A 24,025-nucleotide genomic window follows, 5' to 3' on the forward strand; every position below is an offset into this window, starting at 1 on the left:
GTGTTTCCTGCATTATGGCATTTTTCTCATTGATGTTCAGACGTAATCTTCTCCGCCTGGAAAAAGGAGAAAAAGCGTTATGCACATTATTTTAATTTTACTGGTGATTGCCGGCGGCATGGGGCTGTCCGTGGAAGCCGGGCTGCTGGGGCCGCTGGGCGCAGAGGTGGGCGACCTGTGGGCGGCGTTCAGCATATTCAGCGTGGGAACGGGGCTGACGTTTCTGCTGATGCTGTTTTTCAGCCCGCGCAACAGTCCCTCATTTTTTGCGCAGCCTTCATGGCACCTGTTGGGCGGCGTGCTCGGCCCGGTTTACGTCATCATTCTCACCATTGCCACGCCTGCGATCGGCATTGCCATGACGATGATCGGCATTCTGGCAGGCCAGGTTTTTAAAAGCCTAATTATTGACCACTATGGCCTGCTGGGTACGCCGCACCGCAGGATCGATACAAAACGCATTATTGCGCTGGGATTTATCATCGCCGCGCTCATTCTCGTGGCGCAGGGGTAACGTTATGACAGTAATTATGATTATTCTGGCGGTGATTGGCGGCGCTACGCTGAGCATTCAGGCTGCTATTAACGGGCAATTAGGCAGCAGCGTGGGGGTATTTAAAAGCGCGTTTCTGACGTTTTCCGTCGGCGCGCTGGTGACCGCCCTGCTGATCTTCTTTTTTGAGCCGAAACAGGCGGTCAGCCTGATGGATGTACCCAAATGGCAGCTTCTGGGCGCCCTCTGCGGCGTGCCCTATATCGTGATTATGGTGCTCGCAGTGCAGCGCATCGGGACCGCCGTTGCCACGGTAGCGGTTATCCTGGGCCAGCTGGCCATGAGCATGCTGATTGATAACTTTGGCTGGCTGAACAATGAAGCCATTCCGTTTTCAGTGAGCCGTTTCGGGGCCGTCGTCTGCCTGAGTATTGCGCTCTTCTTCATCTACTCAAGCAGTAAACCTCAGCCCGAAGAGGATTGACCGCCCTCTTTGCGGGTAAAGAACAGCGTCACCGTGGCGACGGTGACGCCAAATTTCTTCATCTCGGTTTTATTAAACAGACGGGTGCTGTCCTGCAAATACATCCAGTCATCAAAGTGCAGCAGCCAGGTTTTGCCGTCCGCCTTCACGTTCATGCTGTAGCGCCAGTTAAGGGCATTGCCCGCCGCCTGGCCTGTCGCGCCACCTTCTATGTCACCCGCCGTGCCTTCATAGCGATTCTGCCCTACGCGGCGGATATGCCAGACGCGCTGCTGCTTCTCGCCGTCATCGTAGACAAAATGTTCATTCAGGGTCAGCGTATCGCCGATAACATCCCCGGCGATCTCGACGTGAAAACGACGGATCTGCTTACCGCTGCGATCCTGCACCATCCCCCACGCCTCGGTTTTCCCCTGGAAGTAAGTAAAAATATCAAGCCGTGGCTGCTGCTGACGATACTCTGTCACCTCGGTGCTACATCCGGCCACCAGCATCGTCAGGGCAAGCGCCATTAACAGGAAACGTTTCATTGTGGTCCTCCGATTAACTGCTGACGCAGTTCAGGATACTCGCTCAGCCAGGCTTCACTCTGCGGCTCCTGCTGCAAAATGCCCTGCGCCTGCCACTGGTCGCGGGTCGCCTCAACCAGGTCGTCACCATCGATGTCCCGGGCATAGGTGATAATCAGCGCATTATCGCCGTCTAACCCTGTATAGCTGCCGTCGTGCGTCAGAAGCTGAGAGGTATAAACGGTAAACGGCCCCCAGACGCTCGCCGATCAGGTAGGCCACCGGCCCGCCCAGGGTCGCCAGTACCGTCAGCAACCAGCCCGGCAAGGTGGTCGTGCGGGTCAGTTGCGTCCAGACGGTGGCAAACATTAGCCACAGCGCCACCATCCATAGCGGCATCAGGGACGCGCCCGTGAACGCAATCAGCCCCGTCAGCGTCCAGTAGAGATCAAACCCGATGGCCAGCAGAAATACCTGCCCGTAGCGCTTCACACGCGTTCCGCAGTCAGCTGCACCACGCTGATGGTGCGGGCATTAAACCCGGCTTCACAGTAGCCGAGGTAGTACAGCCACATCCGGCGGAAACGGTCATCAAACCCGAGCTTTTCAATCTCCTGCCAGGCGTGAACGAACCGCTGACGCCAGTGCGCCAGCGTGCGGGCGTAGTCCGGTCCCATATCGAAGAGGTTACGCACCACAAAATCGGTATGGCGGGTCATGAGTTCATTCATGGCGGTGATGCTGGGCAAAAAGCCGCCGGGGAAGATGTAGCGCTGAATAAAATCGACGCTTTTGCTGTAGTCGCGATAGCGTTGATCCTGAATGGTGATGGCCTGAATCGCCATCCGCCCGCCTGGACGCAGACGCGCCTGGCAGGTGCGGAAAAATGTTGGCAGGTAGCGTTGACCGACGGCCTCAATCATCTCAACCGACACCAGCTTGTCGTAGACCCCGGTCAGATCGCGGTAGTCGCAGAGCAGCACCTCAACACGATCCTGCAACCCTGCCCGGGCGATGCGCGCGGTGGCCCAGTGGTACTGCTCCTGCGACAGCGTGGTGGTGGTCACCCGGCAGCCGTAATGACGGGCGGCATATTCCGCCATCGCCCCCCAGCCGGTGCCAATCTCCAGCAGATGATCGTTTGCCGTGAGCGCCAGCTGGTCACACAGCCTCGCCATTTTCGCCTGCTGAGCCGCGGTCAGATCCTGCTCGTCCCCGCTAAACAGCGCGCTGGAGTACAGGAGATGTTCATCAAGGAAATGGGCGTAAAAGGCGTTGCCCAGATCGTAATGGGCGGCAATATTTTCCCGCGCCTGCGCGCGGGAGTTGCGCCGCATCCAGTGCCGCAGCCGCTCCACCGGTTTCCCGAGCAGGCGAAACCCTTTTTCCAGCTTTCCGAGGATTTGGCTATTGCGCGCAATCAGCTCCAGCAGCGGCGTCAGGTGGGGCGTCTCCCAGTCGCCATCCATCCACGCTTGTGCCGCGGCGAGGCTGCCCCCGGTTAAAATGCGCCAGTAGACGCCCGGAGCAAGTACCTGCACCTCAGCGTGAAGCGCGGCGGAAGCGTCGCCGAACTGGAACGTCTGCGCGCCTTCACGCAGCGTCAGCGAGCCACCGTGCAGGCCATTCAGCAGGCGGAAGAGCAACCATCGCGCGACGCGGACGTTGCGCGGGATATCGGGTTCAAGCGCAAAGACGGGATTGGTCATGAGCGTTCACTCCTGCTGAGGGGATGGTTATGCAGCGGTACGCGCTTCAGCCACAGCCTGAGCGCCTGCCAGTAAATGGCGAAAACGGTTTTGAGGGTCATCAACGGGATCCGCGCCAGCAGCGAACGCAGCGCCGTGCGCGTCAGCGGGACCCGGCGCAGCGTCAGGGTGGCATCAAACACCTTCGTCTCCTGATGGTTTTCGATATGCATGCGCAGCGTGCTGTCCGGGCTGTTGAAGCGCCAGTGGTAGATCATGTCCATCGGATTAAAGGGCGAGACGTGAAACGCTTTCTCCGTCGGCGGGGCGTCCCGCCCCGCTACCGCGTAGTAATGTCGTTCATTCCACGGCGTGTTACGGACTTCGGCGAGAACCCAGCGCAGGGTGTCTTCCCCGTCATAGCAGTAGTAGAAATTGACCGGGTTGAAATGAAAACCGAAATAGCGCAGCTGAGTCAGAAGCATGACCCGCCCCGCCGGACGTTCGCCGGTCAGATTTTCCAGACGCTCAAGGACACGCGCTTTGAGCGGCGTGCCCAGCGGGTAATCCGCATCATAAAATGCCGCGGGCGCAACGCGGTTACGACGCACGCCGACAGAGGGCAGCGCGTCCAGCTCATCCAGATCGAGCCAGGCCATAAACACGCTGTAGGTAAAGTGGTGCGCTTTCGGCGCAAGCCGACGATGGCGCAATGTACCGTGGTAAAGGCAGCTGTTCATCTCAGTTGCCCTCCCCGGTCGCGATAGCGTTGACCACGTCCAGCGCACTGCGCACGCCATCTTCGTGGAAGCCGTTGTACCAGTACGCGCCGCAGAACCAGCTCCGCTGGCGACCGTTTATTTCGCCGCGCCGGGCCTGAGCTTGCCAGCTTTGCGGGTTAAAAAGCGGATGCTCATAGACAAAGCGGCGCAGCACAAACCGTTCCTCCACCGGCGTTTCCGGGTTGAGGGTGACGCAAAACAGCGGGCAACCCGGCGGCAGTCCCTGCAAGATATTCATGTTGTAGGTGACGCAGGCGCTGGCCTGATCCTGCTCGCTGAGGCGGTAGTTCCAGCTCGCCCACGCGCGTTCGCGCACCGGCAGCCAGCGCGGATCGCGGTGAAGCACCACCTCGTTACGCTGCCAGCCGATATCCCCCAGCACCTCGCGTTCAGCCTGCGTTGGGCTGGCGAGCATCGCCAGCGCCTGAGCGGAGTGGCAGGCGAAGATCACCTGATCAAAAGTGTCTGTTACGCCCTCACGCGCAATATCAACCCCACGATCGTGGCGAATAACCTGCTGCACCGGCGCGTTAAGGTGCAGCGTCAGGCGATCGCCGAGCGTATCCAGCATCGCGCGGATATACTCCCTGGAGCCGCCTGGCACCACGTACCACTGCGGACGATGGGTAATGTCCAGCAGACCGTGGTTTTCAAAAAAGCGTAAAAAGAGCGGCAGCGGAAAGCGTTTCATCTCCTGTAGCGACGACGACCAGATAGCCGCCCCCATGGGCAGGATGTAGTGGCGCGCAAAAAAGGGCGTAAAACGGTGCTGGCGCAGGAACGTTTCCAGCGTGGCGGAACCATCGACTTCGCCCCGGAGCGTCTGTTTCGCCAGCCGGTTAAAGCGCACGATCTCCTTCAGCAGCGTCCAGAAAGCCGGGTTGAGCAGATTACGTCGCTGGGCGAACAGCGACGTCAGCGTGTGCCCGTTGTACTCCAGCCCGCTCTGCGGGTTGTGCACCGAAAAGCTCATCTGCGTTTTTTGCCCGCAGATGCCCAGTTCGCTGAGCAACCCCATGAAGCGCGGATAGGTGCGGTCGTTGTAGACGATAAAACCGGTATCGATGGCAAAGCTGCCCTGCGGCGTATCGACATCCACCGTTGCGGTATGGCCGCCCGGCGTGGCCTGCGCCTCAAACAGCGTGACCTGATGATGTCCGGCGAGCCGCCAGGCACAGGTTAACCCGGCGATGCCGCTGCCGATAATTGCGATTTTCATGGTCGCACCATCCTGCGCAGCAGTGCGCGCTGAAGTACATCGGGCAGGCCGGAAAGCACGCGCAGCGCCAGGCTGAACCCGGCGGGAAACGCGATGTGATCCTTCCCTTTTGCCAGACCGCGACGAATGGCGTGGACGGCGTCCCCCACGCTGACCCGGCCCGGCATCGGGAAATCGTTTTTGCGGGTCAGCGGCGTGTCGACAAAACCGGGTGAAACGACCGTGACGGCAATCCCTTTCGGTTCCCAGTCGAGGCGCAGCGTATCGGCGAACCAGGTTAACGCCGCCTTGGAGGCGCCATACGCTTCGGCTCGCGGGAAGTGAAGCCAGTGCGCCATTGAACTGACCAGCACCACGCGGTTGCCGGATACCAGCTGCGGCTGCAACGCCGCAAGGCAGTTTACCGGCCCGATGAAATTGGTGGTCATGACCCGCGCCACCAGCTCGGCATCCACCTCGCCGCGGTCGAGATACTCGCAGGTTCCGGCGCAGAGAATCACCGTGTCGGCAGTACAGTCCGCCAGCGCCTGGCGACAGGCGTCCCTGTCTGTCATATCGAACAGGCGCACCGTAATGTTGGGGCTGTACTGATGGACGGCTGCCAGACGTTGCGCATCGCGCCCGCAGGCAATCACCCGGTAACCATCGTCGGCAAAAGATTTCGCCAGCCCCGCCCCGATGCCCGAGCTTGCGCCGGTGATCAGAACCGTTTTCATGATTTCACTCTTCGCTTCACGCCGCGCACGGCCCAGCCGAGTATCGGGAGATGTTCGTAAATCATCTCTCCGGCATCGTAGTAATCCCGCTGGCGAACAATGCGATCGTCGCGCATGTCTACCACGGAGCAGCCCGGCAGCTGGCGCATTGCCCCCCCGGCGATACGTGGGTGCGACCAGTGCATCATCCAGGTGACAACAAAGCGATCGCCCTGCTGCAACGGTGCATCGACGGTAAAGCGACAGTGCTGGACGTTAGCCAGCAGATGGGTGAAATAGCGCTGAATCGCGAACACCCCGCTGTGTTCGCCAAAGGGATCGATAAGCGTGGCATCGGCGCGATAAATCCCCGCCAGCGCCGAAGGTGGCTGGGTATCCAGCGTGGCGTAGTAATCAACGAACCGACTGATGACGGACGGCAACGTGCTCATGGGTCACATCCTGGGTGTAAACAACGTAGCGGAATCGCATAATTTAAACTTACACGATTAACTTTATTTGTCCAAGTTTGCGCAGCTATATTTTTTATTCTTATTATTTTTCAGTTACATGGAATATCACCACGCACAACCATTTTGTGAAAAATATGAATTTCGCCGCCAGGCTGCCGATTTTTTAGGGATAACCTTAAGGCAAAGGTGCCATTTATCTTCCAGACTTATCCTTTTAATTCATAAGGATGTCACGCGATGAAACATTTACTGATGACGCTCTTTTCCAGCCCGGAATCCTTGTTGCAGGTCATGAGTCACCAGGAAATTATCGAAGCCGTAGAGGATGGCGACCGCATCATCATCGATCAGGATGGAAACGCCTCGGTTAACTACAAAAGCCACGAAGTACGGCAGGACTTTCTGCGCCATGTCAACGCGCTGAAGAGGGCCTGAAATGGGAACGGCAATATTCATGGTATTGATGGTATGCGGGTACTGGTACACCAGCCGCGACCTCTCAACACGGTTTAAAATCAAGCGATCCTTTGGCTGGGACGTCTATTTTCTTGTTGCACTGTATGGCTGTATTTTTGTTCTTCAGGGGGTGATCGCCACCGGCCTGCTGTGGCTGCTGTTGTTCGCCCTCTCCGCCGCCGATAACACGTTCCATTTCACGTCAGCAAAATATGCCGACTGGCAAATTGATTTTATGAACTGGAGCTTCCTGGGGATTCAGGCCCCGGTGGTGGTGATGCTGACCTTCGCGATCCTGTTTTGTCTTTACCGATCGAACTGGGCCGGAAGCGCGCGGCTGGACGGCGATGGCCGGAAAAAATTGTACAAGCGGCTGGCGCAGTCGAGCGGGATTGAACAACTGCTCTATCAGTGCATGGAGGAAGGTGAACTGGCGCACGTCACGCTGAAATCGCGGCGGATCTATATTGGCATGATCCATACCGCCACGCTGGAGTATGAAAAAACGGCCAATATCGTGCTTATTCCGATGCTGAGCGGCTACCGTGACGGGAAGAACATGCAGCTCTGTATCGAACATAACTACAGCAAATGGTATGCCGAGCATGACATTACGCTCGATTCGGAGCCCAAAAGCGCCATGGATTTTCGCAAAGTGATCATGCTGGATCAGATCGAGAGTATTTCGCTGTTCGATCCGGCAAGCGCCAGCGCGCTGGCGATGCGTGAATAAAAAAAATGGCGCCTTATCGTAATAAGGCGCCAGGATTAACCAGGATGAACGCTAAACTTATGGCGTGACAATATTGAACCAGAAGTCAAATGTGTCCATGTAGCTCAGCATCTCTTCCAGCTTCGCTCCGTCTCCGCTCATCTTGACGTCACCCTTGTCCATCGCCTGCTTGAGCGTCTCTTTCTTAAGGATGATGTCGTTCAGCGTGGTGCGGTCCAGGGTGATGGTTGCGTCAGCATCCTTCGCCTGCGCGTTGGCGGTATGGTTCAGCACGCCGTTTTCCAGCTCCAGCTTGTATTTGCCGCCATCCTTACCGAGATCGATGTTAAAGACCGCTTTCGCGTTACCGGCCCGCACCCCGTTGATGTGCACGCCCAGGTAGTCGAAGAACATTTCCGGGGTCATCGCCCGCACGGTATCCGGGCTGGCGGTGTTCGGCGTCGGCAGCTTCTTCACGCCATTACGCAGTTCCTGCGCGCCGGTCAGGTAGAAGTTACGCCAGGTGCCCGCTTCCGCCTGGTAACCTAACTGCTCCAGCGCGTCGGCTTCCAGATTACGTGCCGCAGCGTTCTGCGGATCGGCGAAGACGATTTTGCTGGTCACCTGCGCCACCCAGCGGTAGTTGCCCCGCTGATAGTCAGCTTTGGCTTTCTGCATGATGGCATCGGCCCCTCCCATGTATTCCACAAACTTCTTCGCAGCCTGTTCAGGCGGCAGTTCGTCGAGGGTAGCCGGGTTGCCGTCGAACCAGCCGAGATAAAACACGTAGGTGGCTTTGACGTCGTGGCTGACGGAACCGTAATAGCCGCGGCTCGCCCACTGTTTTTCCAGCGATTCCGGCAGTGTAAATTCAGCGGCGATCTCGTCGCGGGTCAGCCCCTTGTTTGCCATACGCAGGGTCTGGTCGTTGATGTAGCGATACATATCGCGCTGGCCTTTCATCAGCTTGACGATATTCTCGTTGCCCCAGGTCGGCCAGTGGTGCTGCGCAATAATCACTTCCGCGTCCGCGCCCCAGCGCTCAATGGCGGCGTTGATGTACTTAGACCAGGCCAGCGGATCGCGGATTTTCGCGCCGCGCAGGGAGTAGGTGTTGTGCAGGGTATGGGTCACGTCCTCTGCGGCTTCGATCATTTTCTTCTCTTTGACATACCACAGCATTTCGGACGGGGCTTCTGAACCCGGCGCCATCATAAAGTCGTAGGTCAGCCCGTCAATCACTTCCTGCTGGCCGGTATGGGTAATGTAGTTGGTCGGCGGGATCAGGGTCACCGTACCCGCAGAGGTGGTGGTGCCAAGACCCGCCCCCACCTGGCCTTTTGCATCCGGCTTCAGCAGGTTGCCGTACATATAGCTCGCACGGCGGCTCATCGCATTCCCGGCCATAATGTTTTCGGAAACCGCTTCTTTCATAAAGCCTTCCGGGGCGTAGATCTTCACTTTGCCGGACTTCACGTCGGCTTCGTCAACCACACCGCGCAGGCCGCCGTAGTGGTCGACGTGACTGTGGGTGATCACCACAGCGACGACCGGTTTCTTGCCGCGGTTTGCATAGTAGAGATCCAGCGCTTCTTTCGCCGGTTCAGCGCTTAACAGCGGGTCGATAACGGTGATGCCCTTCTCGCCTTCAATGATGGTCATGTTGGAGAGATCGAGATTGCGGATCTGATACACGCCGTCGGTGACCTTAAACAGCCCGCCAATGTTGATCAGCTGTGACTGACGCCACAGGCTCGGGTTTACCGTATCCGGGGCTTTTTCACCCTCTTTCACGAAATCATATTTCGCCGGGTTCCAGATAACGTTCCCCTGCTCGCCTTTAATCATGTTTTGTGGCAGCGGGGCGATAAAACCTTTATGGGCGTTCTCAAAGTCGGTTTTATCGGCAAACGGTAATTTTTTATACAGGGCGTTATTTGCCTGCCGGGTTGTGGCAGTGGCATCCTGCGGCTTCACTTCCGCAAACGCGGAAAGCGACAGCGACGTCAACACACCGGCAAGCGCCAGATGTTTAGCAATTAGGGTTAATTTCATTGAATGGCCTCGTAGATTAATTGCGCCGCCTGGATATTTACTGTTGGCGGATAATTTTAATGCGAACTCATTGACGACCATTCTAATCAGAATACTTTCTCATCATAGTCCCATATGGGACTGGTTATTTATCGGTTCGTAATCCGGGGGCTATTGCTGCTATACTCGTTACCACGGCAGACGTTGCGGGGAGAGGCTTAGCGTGAATTTTCAGGATATCCATACCTATTATCAGCAACTCAATATTGGGCAATTCTTTCCGCACATGCTTTGTAAAGGCGAGGCCTTAACCGTTGCCGCAAATAAAAAATTCACCGTCGAGCCTGGCTATATCTATTTTTGCACTGAAGGATCGCTGACAATATTAATGCCTGATGATGGCCTAAATATTGGCAATACTATCGAGTATATGCCGATAGGGTTAATGGAAAGGTATTGTCCACTGGCGAAGTATGAATATCGCAGCAGTGCAAAGGTGAAGCTGGTGAGAATAGCCTGGGCCGACTTCGACCAGCTATTTTTCGAGGGCGGGTCTGAGCGCATGCAGGCGCTGGCCACCATACTGACCTACATGTCCATTTTCACCATCGACCTGCACAATGAACGCAGGCAGGTCACCAGCTACCAGACCATAAAACCGATGCTGTACCGCTATCTCTATCGGCAGGAGACCCACACGGGAGAGAATGAGGGCCTGGCGCTGTTTATCATTAAGCGCACTAACCTGTCACGCACGCATGTCTTTCGCGTGCTGGCAGATCTCAAAGCCGGGGGCTATATCACCATGAAGCGCGGAAAGCTGGTGTCGATTGACCGCCCCCTGCCGGAAGCGTATTGAGCTCATCTTCACGCCTTGAGCAACATGCGGGAACGAACGGCCTTATTTATCCCGGCCAGCCGACTTGGGCCGTAAATTCTCATCGAAGACCAGCCGTTTGCGTCCGGGCTCTTCTTCCCGCAGCGGCTCCACCTGATGCAGCGTCTGCTTACAGCGATCCACCAGTACCTGATACTCCCGCGTGCCCTGCTTTTTCCACTCTATTTCCTGCGCGCTTAACTCACGAATCGCTTTCGCCGGACTGCCAAGAATTAAGTGATTCGCAGGCATCTCCGCTTTGGCCTTCACAAAAGCCGCCGCCCCGACGATGCTGTTTTCGCCGATCGTCGCCCCGTCCATCACGACCGCATTCATCCCCACCAGCGCATTACGGCGGATAATGCAGCCGTGCAGGATCGCGCTATGGCCGATATGCCCGTCCTCTTCCACCACCGTGTCCTGCTCCGGAAAACCGTGCATCACGCAGTTATCCTGGATATTCGCGCCGTCTTTCACCACGATCCGGCCAAAATCACCGCGCAGGCTGGCGTTAGGGCCCACGTAAACACCTTTTCCGAGGATCACGTCGCCAATCAGCACCGCGGTCGGGTGAACATAGCTCTCTTCAGGCACGACCGGCGTCAGACCATCAATTTGATAAACAGGCATACCCTCTCCTTATGTGATATTCAGACCACCAAAACGCTGGTGATAAAGCGTGCCGGGAGCGGGCAGCTCGCCCACGGAGGTTTCCCCCTTCTCACTGACAAACGCCAGGGCTCCCGCCGCCACGCGCTGGTAGATGTTAATACACAGCTGTCGCGCGCTCTGTCCCGCCCAGTGCGCAGGAAGTAACTCCTCCGGCAACAGCGGATCTTTCAGCACCACGCGACGATAAAAATGAATGAGTAACAGCTGGATCTGGAAGCAGCGTTCCGGAGTCAAATCCTCAGGCGGCGCCTCTTTCAGCAGCGGCAGCAGCGGACGGAACGAGTTGATAAACGTTTCGTACATCGCGTTTTGTTCGGTCAGCTGCCAGCACTCTTCCACGCGGGATCGTAGCGCCGCGCGTGACAAGGCCAGCGGCGAATGGGCTTCAAAGAAAATGACGTTTTCCGCCACGCCCGCGTCATGCAGCAGAGACTGCACGTCCGCCAGGTTCTGCGACGGCGAGGCCATCAGGCTCGGCGCAAGCGTGCCGAACCCTTGCCAGATGAGCTGTTTTTTCACGTCCGCGAGCGTGGTTTTATCCAGCCCCTCGGAAAGCAGCAGCAGCCATTTACCATCCCACGCCGGCAGTTCCGCACGGTAGATTTTATTTTCCGCGCGGCGGGTCAAACGCAGCCCCTTGTCGCTGAGACGGTAAAAGCTGCGACGGCCAATGCGGGACACGTCCAGCCAGCCCTCTTTGTTGAGGCGAAACAGCGCGGTGCGCACAAAGCGCTCCCCGAAACCCATCCCTTCCAGCAGGGCCGCCAGGCTGCCGAGCCAGATCTCTCCGCCGCGATGGGAAAGCGCATCGCCATACAGCGAGGAGATAAGCGACGTTCCGCTGACGGGAACAGAGCTGACTGCGTGCTGGATAAAGGCATCAAGTTTATTCATGTGATTCATTCTGTTGTTATTTTTTTCGTGGATGAATCATAGCATACGAATCTGGGGTGTACCCTCACCCTAACCCTCTCCCAAAGGGAGAGGGAACTTAATACACCCTCTCCCTTTGGGAGAGGGCTGGGGTGAGGGAAATTCAACCGTTGGCTGCCACTTTACGCAAATCAAACACCCGGCAGGCTTTACCCTCGGAGCGCGGTATACTGCCGCAGTTCACGATCATCACGTCGGTCGAGATCCCCACCATCGATTTAATCCGATGACGCAGCTGATGGCAGACCTGACAGCGCTGTTCATGGGTCAGCGTTAAGCTGCTCTGTTTCAGCTCGACCTTCACCGAAAGTGAATCAAGATGCCCGCGGCGGTTCACCTCCAGCTGATAGTGCGGCGAAAGGTGTTCGAACTTGACGATCTCTTCTTCCAGCTGTGACGGGAAGACGTTAACCCCGCGAATGATGAGCATGTCGTCGCTGCGCCCGCTGATGCGATCCATCCGGCGCATGGTGCGTGCGGTGCCCGGCAGCAGGCGCGTCAGGTCGCGGGTGCGGTAGCGGATCACCGGCAGCGCCTCTTTGGTCAGCGTGGTGAACAGCAGCTCGCCCTGCTCGCCGTCGGCCAGCGGCGTGCCGTCATTCGGGTTGACGATCTCCGGGTAGAAGTGATCTTCCCAGATGGTCGGGCCGTCGGCGGTTTCAAGACACTCCATCGCCACGCCCGGCCCCATCACCTCGGAGAGACCATAGATATCCAGCGCGGTAATGCCCAGCCGTTTTTCAATTTCGCGGCGCATCGCCTGCGTCCACGGCTCGGCGCCAAACACGCCGACGCGCAGGGAACAGGCGCTGGCATCGCCGCCCATCTGACGCTCCAGCTCTTCAATCAGGTTCAGGCAGTACGACGGCGTCACCATGATCATATCCGGCTGGAAATCGCGGATCAGCTGCGCCTGCTTCTCCGTCTGGCCGCCGGACATCGGGATCACCGTCGCTCCCAGACGCTCGGCACCGTAGTGCGCCCCCAGCCCGCCGGTGAAGAGCCCGTAACCGTAAGCGACGTGAATTTTATCCTTCGCGCTGCCCCCGGCGGCGCGCAGGGAACGGGCGACGATATTGGCCCAGTTGTCGATATCATTCTGGGTATACCCCACCACGGTCGGCTTTCCGGTGGTGCCCGACGAAGCGTGGATACGCACCACCTGCTCCATCGGCACCGCAAAGGTATCAAACGGGTAGTTGTCGCGCAGATCCTGCTTGGTGGTGCACGGGAATTTTTGCAGGTCCGCCAGCTCGGTGAAATCGTCAGGGTGAACGCCCGCGGCATCAAACTTGCGTTTGTACATCGGAACATTGTTGTAGGCGTGGTGCAGCGTCCACTTCAGGCGCGCGGTCTGCAACGCCTGCAATTCATCAATGGACGCGGTTTCGATCGGATCAAGCTTTGTTGTATTTATCATCGCAGGGTACTCACATTATTGTTCGCTCAAACACGCTCAAGGATCATGGCAATGCCCTGACCCACACCGATGCACATCGTACACAGCGCGTAGCGCCCGCCGCGTCGGTGCAATTCATTGCTTGCGGCTAGCGCCAGTCTGGCACCGCTCATTCCCAGCGGATGACCTAGCGCGATCGCCCCGCCGTTCGGGTTGACATGCTCCGCGTCATCCGGCAAGCCCAGCTGACGCAGCACTCCCAGCGCCTGTGCGGCGAAGGCTTCATTAAGCTCAATGACGTCCATATCGGTGATACTGAGTCCGGCACGCTCCAGCACCTTGCGGGTGGCGGGCACCGGGCCTAATCCCATCAGGCGCGGCTCGACGCCCGCTGTCGCCATGGCCACAATGCGGGTGCGCGGGGTTAACCCCTGGGCAAGCGCCATCGGCTCGCTGGCGATAATCAGCGCCGCCGCCCCGTCGTTGACGCCAGAGGCGTTCCCCGCCGTCACCACACCGTTCTTACGGAACGGGGCTTTCAGCGCGGCAAGCTGTTCCAGGGTGGTTTCGGCGCGCGGATGCTCGTCCACGCTCACTTCCGTTACCGCACCTTTTTTGCCCGCCACCTGTACCGGGATAATCTCCTGCGCCAGAACGCCATTCTGCTGCGCCCGCGCGGTGCGCTGCTGGCTGCGCAGGGCAAATGCGTCCTGATCGGCACGGCTTATATTTAACAATTCCGCTACATTCTCTGCCGTTTCCGGCATGCTGTCAGTTCCGTATTGCTGATGCATGAGCGGATTCACAAATCGCCAGCCGATGGTGGTGTCGAAGATCTCCGCCTGACGCTGAAACGCCGCCGTGGCTTTGCCCATCACGAACGGCGCACGGGACATGGATTCGACGCCACCGGCGATCAGCAGATCGCCATCCCCGGCCCTGATGGCGCGCGCCGCAAAGCCAATGGCATCCAGACCGGAGCCGCACAGGCGGTTAATGGTGGTGCCGGATACCGTCTGCGGCAGCCCGGCCAGCAGCGCCGACATGCGCGCCACGTTGCGGTTATCCTCTCCGGCCTGATTCGCGCAGCCGAAGATCACGTCATCTATGCGCTCCAGATCGAGCTGCGGGTAACGCGACAGCAGCGCACGCAGCGGCACGGCACCTAAGTCATCGGCGCGCACGCTGGATAATCCTCCGCCGTAGCGACCAACCGGGGTACGCACACCCTCACAAATAAATGCGTCACACATCAGGCTTCTCCTGTCACACTGCCGCCAGTGCGGTGCGATTTCCCGCGAAAAAGAGCGACGGTTTTGTGTTGTTGGTTCTGAATTTCAATGTCGTAGACGCCGGTCAGTTTGCCCTGATGCTTCACCCGCGCGGTGGCGGTGAGCTTATCTCCGGCAAAGCCTGGACGCAGAAAATCGATGGCGCAGCCTGAGGCCACCGCCGCCAGCCCCTGACTGTTGCAGGCGTAGGCAAAGGCCGTATCGGCCAGCGAGAACAGCTGTCCGCCGTGACAGGTTTTATGCCCGTTGAGCATCTGCGGGGTGATGGTCATGGTCACCACCGCGTAGCCCTCGCCCATGTCGATAATGTCCATCCCCATCGCCTGCGCGCAGGCGTCCCGTTCGTACATCGCGCGGGCGTTATGCCAGGCGTTATGACTCATAGCTACTCTCCAGAAGCGCACGCTGGCGCAGCAGTGAACAGGGGCGATAGCGTTCCTCGCCGTAGTGACGTTGCAGATTCTCCAGCAGCGTTAACAGACGCTGCCAGCCAAGGCGCTCGCCCCAGGCGATGGGCCCGCAGGGATAGTTGACCCCTAAGCGCATGGCGGTATCAATGTCTTGCTCGCTGGCGACCCCTTTTTGCAAAGCGTCCAGCGCTTCGTTGGCAATCATCGCTACCGTGCGCCAGACCAGCAGGCCGGGGTAATCGGCAATCTGTACCACCCGTTTCTCCTGATGCTGCAACCAGTAAATGGCTTTCTGCGTGGCGGCGTGCGGGTTGCCCGGTGCGGCGGCTATCACGGCCACATCCCGCTCGATGCGGTCGACCACCACCACCGGGCAGCCGTGGCGCAGCGCCAGCGACTGCGCGGTTTCACCCTGCGTTTCGATTAGCAACAGATCGTCAATTTCCGTGACACCGTCACTTCTTCGCTGTGCGCGCATCGGGCTGAAGCTGTCGCTGACCGGGGCGAGCCAGCTGACGGCGGGTTTCTCCTCCAGCCAGCGGTAAACGCCCTGCCCGCTTTTCTTACCCAGACGCCCCGCCAGCACTAGCTCCTGCTGCACCAGCGACGGCAGAAAACGACGCTCCTGCCAGAAGGCGTTAAACACGGAGCAGGTCACGGCAAAGTTGACGTCCTGACCAATCATGTCCGTCAGCTCAAGCGGCCCCATCGGGAAGCCTCCGCCGTCTCGCAGGGCAGCGTCGATCACCTCGGGCGTTGCCACCTGCTCTTCCAGCGCACGCCAGGCTTCCGAGTAGAACGGGCGCGCCACGCGGTTGACGATAAACCCCGGCGTGGACTGGCAGCGTACCGGCTGCTTTCCCCAGCTCAACGCCAGCTCGCACAGTGCATCGGCCACTTCGGGAGAGGTCGCCAGCCCGCTGACCACTTCCACCAGCTTCATCACCGGGGCAGGATTGAAGAAGTGCAGCCCGGCGACGCGTTCAGGGTGGTTTATCTCCGCTGCAATCGCGGTAACGGAAATGGACGAGGTATTGCTGGCAAGCAGCGTCTGCGGCGGGCAGATCTCTGCCAGCTGGGTAAACAGCGCTTTTTTTACCTCAAGCCGCTCAGAGGCCGCCTCGATCACCAGATCGGCTTTCGCCAGAGCACTGATAGTCGTCACCGGCGTCAGGCGGGCGAGGATCTGTTCCCCGGCGTCGGCAGAGAGTTTTCCGCGCGCAACGCGAGAGGAGAGCCGCTGACGAATGCCGTCGATGGCGCGGGAAATCGCCGCTGCATCAATGTCGTACACCAGAACCGGATGACCGTGGCTGGCTGCCACTTCGGCAATACCGGCGCCCATGGTGCCGCTGCCAATGACGGCGACCGTATGGATATTCACCATCTTATTTCCCCATAAAGTTCGGCGCGCGTTTTGCCAGGAACGCGCTGACGCCTTCCCGGTAGTCGTCGCTGCGTCCGGCCAGACGTTGATAGTCGCGCTCCAGATCAAGCTGGGCGTCGAGGGTATTGGTTTCGGCGGCGTTGATCGCCTGCTTGATCAAGCCCAGGCCAAAGGTCGGCTGCGAGGCAAAATGCAGCGCCATCTGCTGTGCGGTGGCGGAGAGCTGGTCGTCGTCCACCACCTGCCAGATCATTCCCCAGGCCTGTGCCTGCTCGGCGCTGAGCTTATCGCCCAGCAATGCCAGCCCCATGGCGCGGGCGCGTCCGGTCACGCGCGGCAGCAGCCAGGTTCCGCCGCAGTCCGGTACCAGCCCGAGCTTGCTGAAGGCCATCACAAAGCTGGCTGAACGGGCCGCAATCACCATGTCGCAGCCGAGGGCCAGCGTGGCCCCCGCGCCCGCCGCCACGCCGTTAACCGCGCAAATCACCGGCTTCGGCAGTTTTGCCAGGCGGCGCACCAGCGGGTTGTAAAAAGTCTCAACGGACATGCCCAGATCGGGCGCGGGGCCGTTCGGGTCGACGTTACGGTCGTTAAGATCCTGCCCGGCGCAGAAACCGCGTCCTGCCCCGGTGATCAGCAGGCAGCGGATGGCGTCATCGCGCTCGGCCTGCTTCAGGCATTCGGAAAGCTGCTGGTGCATGAAGTCGTTAAAGCTGTTCAGGCGCTCCGGGCGGTTCAGCGTAATGGTCATTACGCCCTGCTCAACATGGCTCAGAATAGATTCCACAATTAGCGTCCTTTAAAGTCTGGGGTGCGTTTTTGTAAAAAGGCGTTGATACCTTCCCGGCGATCGTCGGTGGCTGCGAGCAGCGCAAACAGCTGACGCTCCTGCGCCAGCCCGGCCTGAAGCGGGACTTCCTGCGACTGGCGAAGCGCCTGCTTCGCCGCCTGTAGCGCCAGCGGCGAGTGGCGCGCCATCAGCGCCGCCTGCTTCAGGGCGTACTCCAGCGTCAGCGAGGCCGGGTAGACGTCGCTGGCCAGCCCGGCGCTGTGCGCCTGAACCGCCGTGATGCTTTCGCCCGTCAGCACCATTTTGCTGGCCAACGATTTGCCCACGCTGCGGATCAGCCGCTGGGTGCCCCCTGCGCCCGGCATGATCCCGAGGGTGATTTCCGGCAGGCCAAAACGGGCGTTATCGCCGGCAATCACGACATCGCAGAGCAGCGCCAGCTCACAGCCTGCCCCCAGCGCGAAGCCGTTCACGGCGGCAATCAGCGGTTTGGTGAAGGCGTTGATCCGCGCCCACAGCTGCGGGCGGATATCGTTCAGGGTGGCGGGCAGGTCTTTCTCCGCCATTTCGTTGAGATCGGCCCCGGCGGCAAAGCAGCGTTCGTTGCCGGAAATCACGCAGACGGCGATCTCAGCATCCGCGGCGGCGGCCTCAAGCTGCTCCGCGATTTGCAGGAGCAGCGCATTGTTGAGCGCGTTGCGCGCCGCCGGACGGTTTAGCGTCAGCTGCAACACGCGGCCATGACGGGTGACAATCAGTTCACTCATGCCATCCCCTTCGCATCAAAATCGACGATAACATCGGCGGTTAACGGCAGCGCCTGACAGCTCAGCACATAGCCTGCGGCCAGCTCGTCCGGCTCCAGGCTGTAGTTGGTCGCCATATCGACTTTTCCGCGCAGCACTTTGCATTTGCAGGTGGCGCATACGCCGCCCTTGCAGGCGTAAGGCAGATCCGCCCCCTGACGGAGGGCCGCGTCAAGAATGCTCTCGTCGTCCGCCGTCAGGGTGATCTCCCTGTCGCGCCCGTCCTGACGGACGGTGACCTTCTGCCCGTCGGCCTGCACGCTGGCTGTCCGTTTAACGGCGGTACCCGGCGTGTTAAAGCGCTCAAGATGGATCGCTTTTTCCGGCATACCCAGCGCTTGCAGCGCCGCTTCGGCCTCATCCATCATCGCCGACGGGCCGCAAATGAAGGCTTCATCGTACTGACGGAAATTCACCAGCGTTTTTGCCAGCGCCTGGAGCTTTTCCCCGTCAATGCGGCCATGGAGCAGATCGCTGTCGAGCGTCTCCTGGCTGAAGATGGCGATCAGCTGCAAACGCTGCGGGTATTTATCTTTCAGGTCCGCCAGCGCCCGGCGGAACATCATGCTCTGGCTACTGCGGTTGCCGTAAATCAGGGTGAAGTGGCTGTGGGCTTCAGTGGCCAGCGTAGCGGACATAATCGCCAGCATCGGGGTGATCCCGGACCCGGCGGCAATCGCCAGATAGTGGCCTTCGCGTTCGGCCTGCGGCTGATAGCCAAACTGCCCCTGGGGCACCATCACCTCCAGCGCCATGCCCGGTTTGATCTCGTCCCGGGCATAGCGGGAAAAACGTCCGCCCTCGATGGCTTTGACCGCCACGCTGATCTCACCGCACGCGGTGCTCCGGCAGATGGAGTAGCAGCGGCGCAGTTCATCCCCGCCAGGACTGGCTTTCAGGGTCAGATGCTGACCGGGACGGAAGCGGTACGCCTCCTGTAACGCCTGCGGCACCGCGAAGGTAATGGTCACCGCGTCGCGGGTTTCGGGTTCTACTTTTGCCACTGTTAATGAATGAAACGTTGTCATGGCAGCCTCAAATACATTTGAAATAGTCGAAGGGCTCACGGCAGGTATTGCAGCGGTAGAGCGCTTTGCAGGCCGTAGAACCAAATTCACTGATAAGCGAGGTATCGGTGCTCGCACAGCGCGGGCAGCTCACCTCTGCGGGAACGTGGGCATGGCAGCTATGGCCGACAGGCGGGCTGATGCCATATTCACGCAGGCGCCTGCGGGCATCGTCGGTCATCCAGTCGGTGGTCCAGGCGGGCTCCAGTTGCAGCACAATATGTACCGGGCTAAAGCCGTTTCCGGTCAGGGTTTCGCGGATCGCCCCCAGCAGATGCTCCGTTGCCGGACAGCCCGAATAGGTTGGCGTGAAGCCGATGACCCAGCCTTCCCCCTGCGCCTTCACGCTGCGCACCATGCCTAAGTCGGTGATGGTCAGCACCGGCACTTCCGGGTCGGGGATCTGGCTTAACAGCGCCCAAATCTGCGGGATTTGTGCAGGCGCGATGTCGACGAGGCGTTGCATGGCGTCCTCCTTTACCACTGCTGGCCGGGGTAAACGCGCTGGAGATACTGCATCTCTGCCAGCATCGGCCCGAGGTGTTCAGTATGTAGCCCCTTCTTGCCGCCCGTGCGATACGCCACCTCTTCGGGCACGCGGAGGGTGGCTTCCGCCAGGCCAGCAAACACTTCGCGCTCCCACGGGTCCCGCAGGTCGCGCGGATCAACCGCCACGCCGTCATCAATTAGCGCCAGCTCGACGTCGTCGGCGTCGAACAGTTCAGCCGTAAAGCGCCACAGGCTATCCACCGCCTGCTGCATTTTTTGTGCGGAGGTCTCTGTTCCGTCCCCCAGCCGCACCAGCCAGCCGCGGCTAAAGCGCAGGTGATAGCGTGCCTCCTTAATGGCTTTTGCCGCGATGGCGACAAGCTGACTGTCGCTGCTATGGATCAGCCGCTCGTAGAGCGCCACGTTCCACGCATCCATCAGATACTGACGGGCAATGGTGTCAGCGAAGCTGCCGTTTGGTTGTTCCACCAGCAGCAGATTGCGGAACTGACGCTCATCGCGGCCATAGGCCAGGGTGTCTTCATCGCCCTTACCCTCCTGTTCAGCGGCGTAGGTCAGGAAATTGCGCGCCTGCCCGAGCAGATCAAGGCCGATATTGGCGAGCGCCAGGTCAATTTCCAGCTCTGGCGCGTGGCCGCACCAGGCGCCCAGACGCTGTGAGAGCACCAGACCGTTGTCGCCCAGACGCAGGGCATAAGCAGATACGTTGTTCATCCCCAACCTCACATATGCTCGATGCCATCAGGGATGGTGTAAAACGTCGGATGGCGGTAGACCTTGCTTTCCGCCGGATCGAAAAACTCCCCGCTCTCTTCCGGCTGGGAAGCGACGATTTCACTCGCCTTCACCACCCAGATGGAACAGCCTTCGCTGCGGCGGGTATAGGCATCGCGCGCGTTTTCCAGCGCCATGCGGTCGTCGGCAGCGTGAAGGCTGCCCACATGCCGGTGCGACAGCCCCTGCTTCGAACGGACAAAAACTTCGTATAACGGCCAGTAAACATTGCTCATGGTTGATTCCTCTTATGCGGCCTGGCGGGCGCGTTGTTTTTCCGCGTGGGCCAGAGCGGCTTCACGCACCCATGCGCCGTCGCCCCAGGCTTTACGTTTTGCGGCCAGACGTTCGTGGTTGCAGATCCCGCGCCCGGTGATCACCTCGTCAAATTCCTGCCAGTCGATTTCGCCGAAGCGGTAGTGGCCGCTCGCTTCATCGAAACGCAGGTCGGGGTCCGGCACGGTCATACCGAGCATCTCCACCTGAGGCACCGTGTTGTCCACGAAGCGCTGGCGAAGCTCATCGTTGCCAAAGCGTTTGATCTTCCAGGCCAGGCTGCGGGCGCTGTTTGGGGAGTTGTCGTCGTTGGGTCCGAACATCATCAGCGCGGGCCACCAGAAACGGTTGATGGCGTCCTGCAACATCTGCCGCTGGGCTTCGCTGCCCTGCGCCAGCGCCATGCAGGCCTCAAAACCCTGACGCTGATGGAAGCTCTCTTCTTTACAGATTTTCACCATCGCCCGGGCATACGGGCCGTAAGAGGTACGGCACAGCGCCACCTGGTTCACAATGGCCGCCCCGTCCACCAGCCAGCCAATGACCCCGATATCGGCCCAGCTCAGGGTCGGATAGTTGAAGATGGAGGAGTATTTCATCTTGCCGTCGAGCATCTTTTGATAGATGTCCTCCCGGGCGCAGCCCAGCGTTTCCGCCGCGCTGTAGAGGTACAGGCCGTGTCCGGCTTCGTCCTGCACCTTCGCCAGCAGAATGGCTTTCCGGCGCAGCGTCGGCGCGCGGGTGATCCAGTTTCCTTCCGGCAGCATGCCGACAATCTCAGAATGGGCGTGCTGTCCAATCTGGCGGATCAGCGTCTTGCGGTAGGCATCCGGCATCCAGTCCTGCGGCTCGATGGCCGTCTCCTGTGCGATGCGTTGCTCAAAGCGTTGTTCTTGCGTCACATAACCACCTTTATGATTCGTTAAATCACCACAAATAGCAAAATGGTGAATCATTTGTTTCCTTAAAAGTTACACAAAGGTTAAATATAACCCCAAGAAGCGTTTGTTTATTTTGTGACGACGCTCGCAAGCCTTTTGATTAAAGGCCGATGACGCAAGGCTTCTGGGTGGTCAGGTTAAGCAATACAGATCACAGCGTTAACAATTCATTAAAACTTAGCTTGATTTTTATGATTCGCGATCAAACTATTTACAGTGAAATCACGAAACATCTGGAGAGAAGAAATGCAGCAGTTAGCCAGCTTCTTGTCCGGCACCTGGCAATCAGGCCGGGGCCGCGAGCGCACCATCACCCACGCCATCAGCGGGGAAACGCTATTTGAAGTCACCAGCGAAGGGCTGGATATGGCGGCCGCGCGCCGTTACGCCATTGAACACGGCGGAGAAGCGCTCCACGCAATGAGCTTTATCGAGCGCGCCGCCATGCTGAAGGCGGTGGCCAAACATCTGCTGAGCCAGAAGGATCGCTTTTATGCCCTGTCAGCTCAGACCGGCGCGACGAAGGCCGACAGCTGGGTGGATATTGAAGGCGGTATCGGCACCCTCTTCACCTACGCAAGCCTCGGCAGCCGTGAGCTGCCGGACGATACCCTGTGGCCGGAGGATGAGCTGATCCCGCTGTCGAAGGAAGGCGGCTTTGCGGCACGTCACGTGTTAACGTCGAAATCCGGCGTGGCGGTGCATATCAACGCGTTCAACTTCCCGTGCTGGGGGATGCTGGAAAAGCTCGCGCCCACCTGGCTTGCCGGGATGCCCGCCATCATCAAGCCCGCCACCGCCACCGCGCAGGTGACTCAGGCGATGGTGAAAGCGATCGTCGAGAGCGGACTGGTGCCCGACGGCGCCATCAGCCTGATCTGCGGTGGCGCGGGCGATCTGCTGAACCAGCTCGACAGCCAGGACGTGGTGACGTTTACCGGATCGGCCAGCACCGGGCAGAGTCTGCGCGTCCACCCGAATATCGTCGCGCATTCCATTCCGTTTACCATGGAAGCAGATTCTCTCAACTGCTGCGTGCTGGGTGAGGACGTGACGCCGGAACACCCGGAGTTTGCGCTGTTTATCCGAGAAGTGGTGCGCGAGATGACCGCCAAAGCCGGACAAAAATGTACCGCCATCCGCCGCATCATCGTGCCGGAAGCGCAGGTTGACGCCGTCAGCCAGGCGCTGATTGCGCGGCTGGAGAAAGTGGTCGTCGGCGATCCGGCCCAGGAAGGGGTGAAGATGGGGGCCCTCGTCAACGGTGAGCAACGTGCTGACGTGCAGGAAAAAGTCGATCATCTCCTTGCCGCGGGCTGCCAGATCCGTCTGGGTGGTAAAGCCGATTTGCAGGCGGCTGGCGCATTCTTCCCGCCCACCCTGCTGTTCTGCCCGCAGCCGGACGAAACCCCGGCCGTCCACGCCACCGAAGCCTTTGGCCCCGTCGCAACCCTGATGCCCTGCCGTAACACCGAACACGCCATGCAGCTGGCGCGGGCGGGTGGCGGCAGCCTGGTGGGAACGCTGGTTACGGCAGATACCCGCGTGGCGCGGCAGTTTATTGCCGGTGCCGCGCGCGCCCACGGACGCATTCAGATCCTCAACCAGGAATCCTCGAAAGAATCCACCGGCCACGGTTCACCGCTGCCGCAGCTGGTGCACGGTGGTCCGGGACGTGCGGGCGGCGGCGAAGAGCTGGGCGGCCTGCGCGCGGTGAAGCACTATCTTCAGCGCACGGCCATTCAGGGCAGCCCGTCCATGCTCGCCGCGATCGGTAAACAGTGGGTCCGTGGCGCGGAGGTGCAGGAAGATCGCGTTCATCCCTTCCGTAAATACTTCGAGGAGTTACAGCCGGGCGACAGCCTGCTGACCCCGCGTCGTACCCTGACGGAAGCGGATATCGTGAATTTTGCCTGCCTGAGCGGGGATCATTTCTACGCCCATATGGACAAAATTGGCGCGGCGGAGTCGATTTTTGGTGAGCGCGTGGTACACGGTTATTTCCTGATTTCCGCCGCGGCGGGGCTGTTTGTCGATGCCGGGGTTGGGCCGGTTATTGCCAACTACGGCATGGAAAACCTGCGCTTTATTGAGCCGGTCAAGCCGGGTGATACCATTCAGGTGCGCCTGACCTGTAAACGTAAAACGCTGAAGAAACAGCGCAATGCCGAGGAAAAACCCACCGGCGTGGTGGAATGGGCGGTGGAGATCTTCAACCAGCACCAGCAGGCCGTGGCGCTCTACTCCATCCTGACGCTGGTGGCGCGCCAGCAGGGTGACTTCTGACGCACCTCTTTCTTGCCGGGTGTCGCTCCGCTTACCCGGCCTACAACTACCTGACCGGGG

General features: G+C 59.4%; 27 protein-coding genes and 1 pseudogene. 6 read left to right on the forward strand and 22 right to left on the reverse strand.

Annotation, left to right across the window (positions count from 1 at the left end):
• Positions 1 to 79 precede the first annotated feature (79 nt).
• The gene (locus INF61_RS18115; protein WP_003857304.1) at positions 80 to 514 is read left to right on the forward strand and encodes a DMT family transporter; all 435 of its coding nucleotides are present in this window, start codon (positions 80 to 82) and stop codon (positions 512 to 514) included.
• A 4-nt stretch (positions 515 to 518) separates the two neighbouring features.
• Positions 519 to 977 (forward strand): DMT family transporter, encoded by a 459-nt coding sequence (locus INF61_RS18120; RefSeq protein ID WP_003857305.1) that lies wholly within the window; start codon positions 519 to 521, stop codon positions 975 to 977.
• Here INF61_RS18120 and INF61_RS18125 read toward each other — a convergent pair.
• The 8 genes and pseudogenes from INF61_RS18125 to INF61_RS18155 all read right to left on the reverse strand — a co-directional run bounded on the left by INF61_RS18125 (position 959) and on the right by INF61_RS18155 (position 6,322).
• Complete coding sequence (locus INF61_RS18125; protein WP_017384502.1) at positions 959 to 1,507, reverse strand: DUF3833 domain-containing protein; 549 nt, start codon at positions 1,505 to 1,507, stop codon at positions 959 to 961. The two genes, INF61_RS18120 and INF61_RS18125, sit on opposite strands and share 19 nt — an antisense overlap.
• 23 nt (positions 1,508 to 1,530) lie before the next feature.
• A pseudogene (locus INF61_RS23135) lies at positions 1,531 to 1,743 on the reverse strand (hypothetical protein); the annotation flags it as partial.
• Positions 1,670 to 1,978: a DUF2878 family protein gene (locus INF61_RS18130; protein WP_032103746.1), complete on the reverse strand. Its 309-nt coding sequence runs from the start codon at positions 1,976 to 1,978 to the stop codon at positions 1,670 to 1,672. The pseudogene INF61_RS23135 and the gene INF61_RS18130, both read right to left, overlap by 74 nt.
• A complete protein-coding gene (locus INF61_RS18135) occupies positions 1,975 to 3,195 on the reverse strand; it encodes a cyclopropane-fatty-acyl-phospholipid synthase family protein (RefSeq protein ID WP_045141532.1) in 1,221 nt (406 codons plus the stop codon). Before INF61_RS18135 ends, INF61_RS18130 begins: the two co-directional genes overlap by 4 nt.
• A complete protein-coding gene (locus INF61_RS18140; protein WP_023296566.1) occupies positions 3,192 to 3,914 on the reverse strand; it encodes a DUF1365 domain-containing protein in 723 nt (240 codons plus the stop codon). The genes INF61_RS18135 and INF61_RS18140 overlap by 4 nt, the downstream gene beginning before the upstream one ends.
• 1 nt (position 3,915) lies before the next feature.
• On the reverse strand, positions 3,916 to 5,175 hold the full coding sequence (locus INF61_RS18145; RefSeq protein ID WP_017693469.1) for an NAD(P)/FAD-dependent oxidoreductase: 1,260 nt from the start codon (positions 5,173 to 5,175) through the stop codon (positions 3,916 to 3,918).
• Complete coding sequence (locus INF61_RS18150; RefSeq protein WP_045348300.1) at positions 5,172 to 5,891, reverse strand: SDR family NAD(P)-dependent oxidoreductase; 720 nt, start codon at positions 5,889 to 5,891, stop codon at positions 5,172 to 5,174. The genes INF61_RS18145 and INF61_RS18150 overlap by 4 nt, the downstream gene beginning before the upstream one ends.
• Complete coding sequence (locus INF61_RS18155) at positions 5,888 to 6,322, reverse strand: nuclear transport factor 2 family protein (protein WP_017384507.1); 435 nt, start codon at positions 6,320 to 6,322, stop codon at positions 5,888 to 5,890. Before INF61_RS18155 ends, INF61_RS18150 begins: the two co-directional genes overlap by 4 nt.
• 258 nt (positions 6,323 to 6,580) lie before the next feature.
• Here INF61_RS18155 and INF61_RS18160 point away from each other — a divergent pair, with 258 nt between their 5' ends.
• Both INF61_RS18160 and INF61_RS18165 read left to right on the forward strand, forming a co-directional pair.
• Positions 6,581 to 6,778, forward strand: a complete 198-nt coding sequence (locus INF61_RS18160; protein WP_003857318.1) for a hypothetical protein — start codon at positions 6,581 to 6,583, stop codon at positions 6,776 to 6,778.
• 1 nt (position 6,779) lies between these two features.
• Entirely contained in the window at positions 6,780 to 7,532 is a 753-nt protein-coding gene (locus tag INF61_RS18165; protein ID WP_017384508.1) for a hypothetical protein, read from the forward strand.
• A 57-nt stretch (positions 7,533 to 7,589) separates the two neighbouring features.
• Here the strand turns inward: INF61_RS18165 and INF61_RS18170 are convergent, their stop codons facing one another.
• Positions 7,590 to 9,566, reverse strand: a complete 1,977-nt coding sequence (locus INF61_RS18170; protein ID WP_193547978.1) for an alkyl sulfatase dimerization domain-containing protein — start codon at positions 9,564 to 9,566, stop codon at positions 7,590 to 7,592.
• A 202-nt stretch (positions 9,567 to 9,768) separates the two neighbouring features.
• On the opposite strand from INF61_RS18170, the gene INF61_RS18175 reads away from it, so the two are divergent.
• The gene (locus tag INF61_RS18175) at positions 9,769 to 10,404 is read left to right on the forward strand and encodes a helix-turn-helix domain-containing protein (RefSeq protein ID WP_023296565.1); all 636 of its coding nucleotides are present in this window, start codon (positions 9,769 to 9,771) and stop codon (positions 10,402 to 10,404) included.
• A 42-nt stretch (positions 10,405 to 10,446) separates the two neighbouring features.
• On the opposite strand, the gene paaY is transcribed toward INF61_RS18175, so the two are convergent.
• The 13 genes from paaY to paaA all read right to left on the reverse strand — a co-directional run bounded on the left by paaY (position 10,447) and on the right by paaA (position 21,640).
• On the reverse strand, positions 10,447 to 11,052 hold the full coding sequence (paaY, locus tag INF61_RS18180; protein WP_006810541.1) for a phenylacetic acid degradation protein PaaY: 606 nt from the start codon (positions 11,050 to 11,052) through the stop codon (positions 10,447 to 10,449).
• Between the two features lie 9 nt (positions 11,053 to 11,061).
• Positions 11,062 to 11,997 (reverse strand): phenylacetic acid degradation operon negative regulatory protein PaaX, encoded by a 936-nt coding sequence (paaX, locus tag INF61_RS18185; protein WP_032103751.1) that lies wholly within the window; start codon positions 11,995 to 11,997, stop codon positions 11,062 to 11,064.
• Positions 11,998 to 12,130: 133 nt separating this feature from the next.
• The gene (paaK, locus tag INF61_RS18190; protein WP_017384511.1) at positions 12,131 to 13,447 is read right to left on the reverse strand and encodes a phenylacetate--CoA ligase PaaK; all 1,317 of its coding nucleotides are present in this window, start codon (positions 13,445 to 13,447) and stop codon (positions 12,131 to 12,133) included.
• A gap of 26 nt (positions 13,448 to 13,473) precedes the next feature.
• Positions 13,474 to 14,679: a 3-oxoadipyl-CoA thiolase gene (gene pcaF / locus INF61_RS18195; RefSeq protein ID WP_033486775.1), complete on the reverse strand. Its 1,206-nt coding sequence runs from the start codon at positions 14,677 to 14,679 to the stop codon at positions 13,474 to 13,476.
• Positions 14,679 to 15,101 (reverse strand): hydroxyphenylacetyl-CoA thioesterase PaaI, encoded by a 423-nt coding sequence (gene paaI / locus INF61_RS18200; RefSeq protein WP_033486773.1) that lies wholly within the window; start codon positions 15,099 to 15,101, stop codon positions 14,679 to 14,681. The genes pcaF and paaI overlap by 1 nt, the downstream gene beginning before the upstream one ends.
• Positions 15,091 to 16,515, reverse strand: coding sequence for a 3-hydroxyacyl-CoA dehydrogenase PaaH (paaH, locus tag INF61_RS18205; RefSeq protein WP_033486772.1), 1,425 nt, complete (start codon positions 16,513 to 16,515; stop codon positions 15,091 to 15,093). The genes paaI and paaH overlap by 11 nt, the downstream gene beginning before the upstream one ends.
• Position 16,516: 1 nt before the next feature.
• The gene (paaG, locus tag INF61_RS18210) at positions 16,517 to 17,305 is read right to left on the reverse strand and encodes a 2-(1,2-epoxy-1,2-dihydrophenyl)acetyl-CoA isomerase PaaG (RefSeq protein ID WP_094058368.1); all 789 of its coding nucleotides are present in this window, start codon (positions 17,303 to 17,305) and stop codon (positions 16,517 to 16,519) included.
• Positions 17,305 to 18,072 carry a 2,3-dehydroadipyl-CoA hydratase PaaF gene (gene paaF / locus INF61_RS18215; RefSeq protein WP_033486770.1) on the reverse strand — a complete coding sequence of 256 codons (768 nt, stop codon included), beginning with the start codon at positions 18,070 to 18,072 and terminating at the stop codon, positions 17,305 to 17,307. The genes paaG and paaF overlap by 1 nt, the downstream gene beginning before the upstream one ends.
• Positions 18,069 to 19,139 carry a 1,2-phenylacetyl-CoA epoxidase subunit PaaE gene (gene paaE / locus INF61_RS18220; RefSeq protein ID WP_033486769.1) on the reverse strand — a complete coding sequence of 357 codons (1,071 nt, stop codon included), beginning with the start codon at positions 19,137 to 19,139 and terminating at the stop codon, positions 18,069 to 18,071. Before paaE ends, paaF begins: the two co-directional genes overlap by 4 nt.
• A gap of 7 nt (positions 19,140 to 19,146) precedes the next feature.
• Complete coding sequence (gene paaD, locus INF61_RS18225; protein ID WP_003857347.1) at positions 19,147 to 19,644, reverse strand: 1,2-phenylacetyl-CoA epoxidase subunit PaaD; 498 nt, start codon at positions 19,642 to 19,644, stop codon at positions 19,147 to 19,149.
• Positions 19,645 to 19,655: 11 nt separating this feature from the next.
• Positions 19,656 to 20,402, reverse strand: a complete 747-nt coding sequence (paaC, locus tag INF61_RS18230; RefSeq protein ID WP_193547979.1) for a 1,2-phenylacetyl-CoA epoxidase subunit PaaC — start codon at positions 20,400 to 20,402, stop codon at positions 19,656 to 19,658.
• 8 nt (positions 20,403 to 20,410) lie between these two features.
• A complete protein-coding gene (gene paaB, locus INF61_RS18235) occupies positions 20,411 to 20,698 on the reverse strand; it encodes a 1,2-phenylacetyl-CoA epoxidase subunit PaaB (RefSeq protein ID WP_003857353.1) in 288 nt (95 codons plus the stop codon).
• A gap of 12 nt (positions 20,699 to 20,710) precedes the next feature.
• A complete protein-coding gene (gene paaA, locus INF61_RS18240) occupies positions 20,711 to 21,640 on the reverse strand; it encodes a 1,2-phenylacetyl-CoA epoxidase subunit PaaA (RefSeq protein ID WP_193547980.1) in 930 nt (309 codons plus the stop codon).
• Positions 21,641 to 21,925: 285 nt separating this feature from the next.
• On the opposite strand from paaA, the gene paaZ reads away from it, so the two are divergent.
• Positions 21,926 to 23,965, forward strand: a complete 2,040-nt coding sequence (gene paaZ / locus INF61_RS18245) for a phenylacetic acid degradation bifunctional protein PaaZ (RefSeq protein ID WP_063659949.1) — start codon at positions 21,926 to 21,928, stop codon at positions 23,963 to 23,965.
• Positions 23,966 to 24,025: the final 60 nt, after the last annotated feature.

It is taken from the genome of Enterobacter cloacae complex sp. P18RS (genome assembly GCF_014982105.1).
GTDB lineage: Bacteria > Pseudomonadota > Gammaproteobacteria > Enterobacterales > Enterobacteriaceae > Enterobacter > Enterobacter hormaechei_C.